8 protein-coding genes are annotated in these 7,459 nt (G+C 48.0%); 6 read left to right on the forward strand and 2 right to left on the reverse strand.

Features of this window, described 5'->3' with window-relative positions; all coding sequences use genetic code 11:
* Positions 1-6: 6 nt before the first annotated feature.
* Positions 7-330 (reverse strand): helix-turn-helix domain-containing protein, encoded by a 324-nt coding sequence (locus tag QUB56_RS35760; protein ID WP_332961107.1) that lies wholly within the window; start codon positions 328-330, stop codon positions 7-9.
* Positions 331-446: 116 nt separating this feature from the next.
* On the opposite strand from QUB56_RS35760, the gene QUB56_RS35765 reads away from it, so the two are divergent.
* The 4 genes from QUB56_RS35765 to QUB56_RS35780 all read left to right on the forward strand — a co-directional run bounded on the left by QUB56_RS35765 (position 447) and on the right by QUB56_RS35780 (position 4,109).
* On the forward strand, positions 447-1,145 hold the full coding sequence (locus tag QUB56_RS35765) for a pirin family protein (protein ID WP_332961108.1): 699 nt from the start codon (positions 447-449) through the stop codon (positions 1,143-1,145).
* 192 nt (positions 1,146-1,337) lie between these two features.
* Entirely contained in the window at positions 1,338-1,544 is a 207-nt protein-coding gene (locus QUB56_RS35770; RefSeq protein WP_332961109.1) for a hypothetical protein, read from the forward strand.
* 161 nt (positions 1,545-1,705) lie between these two features.
* Complete coding sequence (locus QUB56_RS35775) at positions 1,706-3,349, forward strand: WD40 domain-containing protein (RefSeq protein ID WP_332961110.1); 1,644 nt, start codon at positions 1,706-1,708, stop codon at positions 3,347-3,349.
* 112 nt (positions 3,350-3,461) lie between these two features.
* Positions 3,462-4,109, forward strand: a complete 648-nt coding sequence (locus QUB56_RS35780) for a Uma2 family endonuclease (protein WP_332961111.1) — start codon at positions 3,462-3,464, stop codon at positions 4,107-4,109.
* Between the two features lie 73 nt (positions 4,110-4,182).
* Here the strand turns inward: QUB56_RS35780 and QUB56_RS35785 are convergent, their stop codons facing one another.
* Complete coding sequence (locus QUB56_RS35785) at positions 4,183-4,380, reverse strand: helix-turn-helix transcriptional regulator (protein ID WP_015177410.1); 198 nt, start codon at positions 4,378-4,380, stop codon at positions 4,183-4,185.
* 173 nt (positions 4,381-4,553) lie between these two features.
* On the opposite strand from QUB56_RS35785, the gene QUB56_RS35790 reads away from it, so the two are divergent.
* Positions 4,554-4,751: a hypothetical protein gene (locus QUB56_RS35790; protein ID WP_332961112.1), complete on the forward strand. Its 198-nt coding sequence runs from the start codon at positions 4,554-4,556 to the stop codon at positions 4,749-4,751.
* Positions 4,752-5,061: 310 nt separating this feature from the next.
* Positions 5,062-7,459, forward strand: a 2,398-nt coding sequence (locus QUB56_RS37595; protein ID WP_445243446.1) for an ATP-binding cassette domain-containing protein, incomplete at its 3' end; no start/stop codon positions are given.

Here is a 7,459-nt window from a genome sequence, read left to right on the forward strand (position 1 = left end):
AACAAATCAGAAAAAAAATGGGGATTGCATAATAAGATAGATTGTTTTCCTCTGTCCTTTACAAAAAAGCACTACCAGCGAATATTCAACTTTCGGCGGAACTTGCAGGTAAATTTCCCGGTGCACAATCCCGTCTGATTCCATTTCCCGCAGTTGCTGCGTCAGCATCTTCTGAGTAATGCCGTTTACAGCTCGTTGCAGCTCGTTAAAACGCTTCACTCCTTGAAACAACTCCCGCAGAATCAAGACTTTCCAGCGCCCGCCAATCACCTCTAGAGTTCGTTCTACAGGGCAATTTGCTCGATCGACTTTTACTTCTTGGACTTGCATAGTATCTTTTTGGTAAGTACCGTACTTTTAAGTGCGTACTACCCATAATAACTTGACTAGGTTTAAAATAAAAACATCAAAGAAACACCCGATAAATTTCACTGAGGATTCAGCAAATGATTACCGTCAGAAAAAGTGAAGCAAGAGGACACGCTAATCACGGTTGGCTGGACAGTTACCACACATTTTCTTTTGCCAGCTATTACGATCCAAATTATATGAATTTTCGATCGTTGCGGGTAATTAATGAGGATGTCGTTAGCCCCGGCAAAGGTTTCGGCACTCACGGGCACAGCGACATGGAAATCATTACTTATGTACTGGAAGGGGCATTAGAACACAAGGACAGTTTGGGTACTGGTGCAGTGATTAAACCCGGTGAAGTGCAGCGGATGACGGCAGGTACTGGCATCCAGCACAGCGAATTCAATCACTCGCAAACAGACCCGGTTCATTTGCTGCAAATCTGGCTTTTACCCGATACAAAAGGCTTATCACCCAGTTACGAGCAGCGGGATTTTCCCCTAGCAGAAAGGCGCGGAAAACTGCGCTTGGTGGCGGCGCGAGATGCGAGAGATGGTGCGGTGAAAGTGCATCAAGATGTGGATTTGTATGCGGCTGTTTTGGATAAAGACTCGCGGGTTTCTCATGCTTTGCAGCCGAATCGCCATGCTTGGGTGCAAGTTGCTCGCGGCTCGGTTTTGCTCAACGGTTTGACTTTAGAAAATGGCGACGCTGCGGCGGTTAGCGATGAGTCTGAGGTAGTGATTGAAGCGGCGGAAGATGCGGAATTTTTGCTGTTTGATTTAGCATAAATTTCCTCACCCTACTTAGTCGGTAAGGTGCGCATTGCGCACCCTACTTAGTTATGGGTAGTGATGGGTAAGGTGCGCATTGCGCACCCTACTTAGTATGGGTTACTTCTTAGGAAATAAGTAAATAGGAGGAAGAAAGTAACTTTTATTTTTGCTACTTTTACTAAGGGTAAGTCTTTAGGATAATTTTTTATGCAACAAAACCCGATCGCCAGAAAGCATCTTGTTTGGAGCCTGCTCACTGGTTTAGCAGTCGGCGCGATCGCAGGCGCACCCCTCGGCTGGATAGCTAATGGGAAATATTCCGAGCAGCGTATGGCTGAAAGTATCGTTTGCCGAGAAAAAAATAGAGATCAGCCAGTTGCTATTGTTGAGTCTAGGTGCGGTTCCCGATTCTAAATTTTTCTGCTAGCCAGAGGGCTGTGTCAAATATTTTTAGGCTTGTGCGAATGTCGAAAGTTCGATCGCGCAGGCGTTTTGGCGTTGTCAACCGTGAATCTGCCACAAACCGGAAAAGTTATCCGTCTCTTGATATGTGGGTATGTTAAATTTACACAATAATGAATTACAGCAGAACAATTCCGGCTATTTTGAGTGCTACGATCGCCCTGAGTTCGATCGCCCTCATCCCACTGACATCACCTCAAATTGCCCTCGCATTAACCGCCGACAAAGTTAAAACCGTCGCTAAAGAAATTACTGTTCGCATCCAGGGGCCAAAAGGCGGTTCGGGAGTAATTTTAGAGAAACAAGGAAGCACATACTATATTCTCACAAACTGGCACGTGGTCGATAAAGCCGGCGATTACCAGGTCGTAACTCCGGACGGTCAAGCTCACTCTGTATACTACAGCCTCGTGCGGCGAGTGCCAGGGATGGATTTAGCCGTCGTGCCCTTCAGCAGCACTCAAAGCTACCCCCTGGCTCAATTAGCCAATTCCCCAGCAACTAAGGGAAACAAAGCTTATGTGGCCGGCTGGCCGATATCCGGCGGTTCTTTGAGACAGCCGATTTTCATCGCTACGGAAGGTCAGCTTACCGGCCGCCAAACTCCCTGGAACGGTTATACTTTGGTATACAATAACTTAGTGAGAGCGGGAATGAGCGGCGGCCCAGTGCTCGATGACGCGGGGCGAGTTGTCGCAATTAACGGCATTGTCAGGTTAGAGGATAAGTCTGATAAAATCGTGGCGGCGGGGATAGAAATTAATACTTTCATGAAATGGCGATCGACTATTTCGCTGCCAGTAGTTCCCCAATCTCCTACTGCCGTAAACCCTAAAACTCCGGCGAATAATGCGCCCCGCACGCCCGCAAGTGCGAGATCCTTTGCTGCTACAAATACCCTCAAAGGGCCTTCGGAAGTTGTCAGTTCCCTTGCCCTAGCTTCAACTTATTTTGCCACAGGAAATAGCAACGGCACAATCTCAGTTTGGAATTTTCCCAGCGGGCAATTAAAAACTACCCTGCAAGGACACGCGGAAGCCGTAAACGCACTGGCCGCGAGTGCTGATGGCAAGGTGTTAGCTAGCGGCAGCGACGACAAAACTGTGAAAATTTGGAATTTAGAAACTGGCGCGGTTGTACGCACTTTGAGCGGGCATTCCAATGCTGTTTCGAGCGTTGCCGTTAGTCCCGACGGTCAATTTGTAGCCAGCGGCAGTTGGGACAAAACGATTAAGATTTGGAACCCGAAAACAGGAGAGTTGCTGCGGACTTTGACGGGGCATTCTGGGTTGGTTAATGCTGTTGCAATTAGTCCCGACAACAAAACTTTAGCTAGCGGTAGCAAAGATGGTTCAATTAGGTTGTGGAATTTAGCTAGCGGTCAAGCAATTCGCACGATTGGCGGCAAAAACTTGGCTGTTTTGTCGCTAGCTTTTACTCCCGACGGCAAAAGTTTAGCGGCGGGAAGCAGCAATGGCACTGTCGGGTTGTGGAATGCCGGAAACGGCCAGTTAATTCGCCGTTTAAGCGGGCATACTGATGGAGTTTGGTCGGTGGCTTTCAGTCGGGATGGTACTACGCTGGTTACTGGGAGTTGGGATAAGAGTGTGAGACTTTGGAATGTGCGATCGGGCGAATTGAGAGGTATTTTGAGCGGTCATTCTGGCTATGTTAGTGCTGTGGCGATTAGTGCAGATGGTAAGACTATTGTTAGTGCGGGTTGGTTGGGGGAAATTAAGATTTGGAAAAGGAGTTGAGATTTTTTTATTTAACCGCAGAGGGCGCAGAGGGCGCAGAGGAGGAGTAGAGAGAACGGGGTTTGCATTTGATTGAGTGGTGTTATACGATCGAGATATTTGGGATAAAAAAATGAGTGGACTAAAGACTAAATTGCCCACTGATATCTGGGTAGCAGCAACCTGGGAAGAGTTCCTCGCAATGGCAGATGACCCAGCTTACAATAAAGCAAAATGCTACTACCGCAACGGACAAATGAGGATTGAAACTAGGTCAGTAGGGCCAGATCATTCACGAGATAATGCGATCGCACTTCTGGCAATTAACCTATTTTGCACTATCAAGGGTATTTCTCTTAACGGATTGGATAACTGTAGCTACCGGAAAACTGGAGTACGAGAGTGTCAGCCAGACCTATCTTATTACATTGGAGAAAGAACGCAATTAGCACCGAGGGGAAGTTCGATCGCAAGTCTTGACGTTACCCCACCGCCAGATTTGGTCATAGAAGTTGCTGACTCAACTTTGGCTGATGATATCGGTGAAAAACGGTTGCTTTATGAAGAGTTAAAAGTCGCTGAATATTGGGTACTAGACGTGCAGAAATCTCAAATTATTGCCTTTGCTATTATTGCTGATAATGGCAGTCGGCGGCTCGTTCAATCGGAAGTTTTGCCGGGATTAACTATTGCTTTGTTGGAAGAGGCTTTGCGGCGGAGTCGCACTGAAGATCGAGCACAGGTAGGGGCTTGGTTGTTGGCTCAATTTCAGCAGCAGTAATCTAAATAGAAAGCGATCGCCCTCTCTGCAAAAAAGCGCGATTGTCCAACCTACTTTATCTTAACTCCCCGAGCTAAACTACTAAATCTTCGATCGTGAACTTTAATAAGTCGCACAGGGCTTTCATCTGTGCTGGGTAAAGCTTGGGGACGTGTCTGTCGGTTTCCCAGTTGATGACTGTGGATTCCACCACATTACACGCTCTTGCCACTTGTATTCGAGTCAAACCTAGACTTTCACGTCTTTCTCTTAGCTTTTGCCCCAGCGTCATTATCTGTCCCGTACTTAGTTCAGTTGATTATATTTATTCAGTTGACTATATGTAGTTCATGTCTTACTCTAGAGACAGATACAAAGTCTAACAAAGGTCAAAAGCCAGTCCGCGCCCTAGACAAGCATTGAACTGGCTTTGGCTCCAAAACTCAAATGGAGACAAATCTAATTATGCCGTACAAACAGCGCCTTAACAGGTGGTTGGTTGTTCGCTTGCTTCCCAATATGCAGCGAATCACTGTAGCCCATTTCTTGAGACATTCCGATGCTGACGGCTATCTGCGGATTATCCGGCAGTTAATCCCCAATGCTCAATTTGTGATTGTTTTTAATGCCGATATCAACCTAGAAGCAGCCCCGCGTCTGTAGCGAAGGCAGCTAGTTGAGGGTTCGGTTAGGCACAGACTCTACTGGTAGGGTGCGTCAGTTGGTAGCGATTCGATGTAAATCGGCAAATCATTTCCGCCCTGGGCACCCTACTACTAGCGTCTCGCTTCCAAGTAAAATCGACACTTATGATAGATTGGGTTCTTGCAGGACTACAGTGGAAGACAAAATCACATTAAGATTTGCGCCATAAATTCGATCGACCGGCTGTGATGACAGGGTAAGGCGCACAGCGCGCAACTGGTAAAGTCAATCTAAAATCTAAAATCTAAAATCGCGTGACTTCTGACAAATGATTGAAGTAGAACACTTAAGCAAAACTTACGGTTCGACCGCAGCGATCGCGGACGTGTCTTTTTCGGTCGAATCAGGAGAAATTCTGGGTTTTTTGGGACCCAACGGTGCCGGCAAAACCACAACCATGCGGATTTTGTCGGGATATTTGCCGGCATCCAGCGGTACGGCCCGCATCGCCGGCCTCGACGTTCACGAAAACTCGATGGGAGTCAGACAGCGCATCGGCTATCTGCCGGAAAACCCGCCGCTTTATCCAGAAATGACTGTGGAAGGGTTTCTGTTTTTTGTGGCCAGGATTAAGCAAGTGCCCGCGGGCGATCGCGCGCGACAAGTTACTTCCGCGATCGAACGCTGCGGGCTGGTTGATAAACGCAAAGTTTTAATCCGCAAGCTTTCTAAAGGATTTCGTCAGCGCGTCGGTATCGCTCAGGCGATCGTCCACGACCCCCCCGTCATTATCTTAGACGAACCAACCGTCGGCCTCGACCCCCGACAAATCATCGAAGTCCGCAATTTAATCAAAAGTCTTGGCGGCCAGCACACCATCATCCTTTCCACCCACATCCTGCCGGAAGTCAGCATGACTTGCAACCGCGTTACCATCATCAATCGCGGTAAAATCGCCGCAGCGGGTACTCCCGACAATTTGATGGGAGAGTTGGCCCTCTCGGCAGGTTACGAGCTCGAAGTAGAAGGCGAGGCGGATTTGGTAAACAGTCTGCTGTTGCCTTCTTTGGACAATTTGCCGGGAGTTCGATCGGTCGAATTGATTCCAAGCCAGGAATTTTTAGTGGATCGCTACCGCCTGCGGGCCTTGTGCGAACCGGAAAGAGAACCGGGACGAGAAATTGCAGCAGCTATCATCGCCTCGGGATTTGGGCTCTGCGAAATGCGCCGCTCTCGCGCTACTCTGGAAGAGGTGTTTTTAAGGCTGACAGCGGCTGAAAAGAAACCCGAAGAAAATCTGGTTCACAGCGAACCGGAGGTCGATCGAAATCTGCAAGAAGCAGCAGAAATTCAAGACTCGATCGCGGATGCTCATCAATCCCAATCGCAACCGATTGTGGAAGATCTGGCAGTTTCAGATACGCAAGAGTCTCTAGAGTATCCTCAGTCAGAATCAGAAGCAGTTACAGAAACCGTAGAGTCTCTAGAACATCCTCAACCAGAACCGATTGTCGAAAATCTGCAACTACCAGAAACCGTAGAGTCTCTAGAACATCCTCAACCCGAACCGATTGTCGAAAATCTGCAAGTACCAGAAACCGTAGAGTCTCTAGCACATCCTCAACCAGAACCGATTGTCGAAAATCTGCAAGTACCAGAAACCGTAGAGTCTCTAGAACATCCTCAACCAGAACCGATTGTCGAAAATCTGCAAGTACCAGAAACCGTAGAGTCTCTAGAACATCCTCAACCCGAACCGATTGTCGAAAATCTGCAAGTACCAGAAACCGTAGAGTCTCTAGAACATCCTCAACCAGAACCGATTGTCGAAAGCCAACAGTCGATCGACTATTCTCAACCAGAATCCGAACCAATTGCAGAAACACCAGAGGAAATAAGCGATTTAGAACCAGGAATGCAACCAGTGGCAGATTTTCTGGAAATTGTACAAAGACAAGAGTCCCTAGAACCTCCTCAACCCGAACCGGTTGTCGAAACAGTAAAGTCCCTAGAACCTCCTCAACCCGAACCGGTTGTCGAAACAGTAGAGTCCCTAGAACCTCCTCAACCCGAACCGGTTGTCGAAACAGTAGAGTCCCTAGAACCTCCTCAACCAGAACCGGTTGTCGAAACAGTAGAGTCCCTAGAACCTCCTCAACCCGAACCGATTGTCGAAAATCTGCTCATTGCCGAAACAGTAGAGTCCCTAGAACCTCCTCAACCCGAACCGATTGTCGAAAATCTGCTCATTGCCGAAACAGTAGAGTCCCTAGAACCTCCTCAACCCGAACCGGTTGTCGAAACAGTAGAGTCCCTAAAAGGTTCTCAACCAGAACCGGTTGTCGAAACAGTAGAGTCCCTAGAACCTCCTCAACCAGAACCAGTTGTCGAAACAGTAGAGTCCCTAGAACCTCCTCAACCCAAACCGGTTGTCGAAAATCTGCTCATTGCCGAAACAGTAGAGTCCCTAAAAGGTTCTCAACCCGAACCGGTTGTCGAAACAGTAGAGTCCCTAGAACCTCCCCAACCCGAATCGGTTGTCGAAAATCTGCTCATTGCCGAAACAGTAGAGTCCCTAGAACCTCCTCAACCCGAACCGGTTGTCGAAACAGTAGAGTCCCTAGAACCTCCTCAACCAGAACCGGTTGTCGAAACAGTAGAGTCCCTAGAACCTCCTCAACCCGAACCGATTGTCGAAAATCTGCTCATTGCCGAAACAGTAGAGT

Source organism: Microcoleus sp. AR_TQ3_B6 (genome assembly GCF_036702785.1).
Classification (GTDB): Bacteria; Cyanobacteriota; Cyanobacteriia; order Cyanobacteriales; family Microcoleaceae; genus Microcoleus.

Coding starts and splice junctions, on each gene's coding strand:
- QUB56_RS35770 (WP_332961109.1), top strand. CDS start 1,338: ATGCAACAAAACCCGATCGCCAGAAAGCATCTTGTTTGGAGCCTGCTC.
- QUB56_RS35775 (WP_332961110.1), top strand. CDS start 1,706: ATGAATTACAGCAGAACAATTCCGGCTATTTTGAGTGCTACGATCGCC.
- QUB56_RS35760 (WP_332961107.1), bottom strand. CDS start 330: ATGCAAGTCCAAGAAGTAAAAGTCGATCGAGCAAATTGCCCTGTAGAA.
- QUB56_RS35765 (WP_332961108.1), top strand. CDS start 447: ATGATTACCGTCAGAAAAAGTGAAGCAAGAGGACACGCTAATCACGGT.
- QUB56_RS35790 (WP_332961112.1), top strand. CDS start 4,554: ATGCCGTACAAACAGCGCCTTAACAGGTGGTTGGTTGTTCGCTTGCTT.
- QUB56_RS35780 (WP_332961111.1), top strand. CDS start 3,462: ATGAGTGGACTAAAGACTAAATTGCCCACTGATATCTGGGTAGCAGCA.
- QUB56_RS35785 (WP_015177410.1), bottom strand. CDS start 4,380: ATGACGCTGGGGCAAAAGCTAAGAGAAAGACGTGAAAGTCTAGGTTTG.